Source organism: Chryseobacterium sp. SIMBA_038, assembly GCF_046535115.1.
Lineage (GTDB): Bacteria > Bacteroidota > Bacteroidia > Flavobacteriales > Weeksellaceae > Chryseobacterium.
The window spans coordinates 1-329 of the sequence record NZ_JAWRXH010000073.1 but is presented as its reverse complement, the minus strand read 5'-3'; the positions used below and the strand labels follow the sequence as shown (position 1 = coordinate 329).

The window sequence follows — 329 nt, the reverse complement described above, 5'->3', positions numbered from 1 at the left end:
GATCGAAGAATGACGTACCTGCCAAATCAGAATAAGTTCTTTTGGTCTCTGTTGTTTTGAAAAGTTCACGTGGTTTTGTTCTTAAGGCTCTAAGAACTACGTGGTCATGGGTAGTTGTGTTCCCTTGCCATGTTACTTTATTCCAGGTAGCTTGCTCTCCTTCGTTAATTCTAACTTCAAGATTCACAGCATCTCCTGAAACTGATTTTTCAACCGGTGTTACGTTAGAGAAAAGGTACCCATTATTCATGTATACAGACTTGATATCGGAATCATCTTCCTTACCACCGTCTTCTCCTACTTTTTTGTTGAATCCTACTGCATCGTAA

At 39.5% G+C, this 329-nt stretch carries 1 pseudogene; it reads right to left on the bottom strand.

Annotation, left to right across the window (positions count from 1 at the left end):
• A pseudogene (locus tag SB689_RS22780) lies at positions 1–329 on the bottom strand (outer membrane protein assembly factor BamA); the annotation flags it as partial.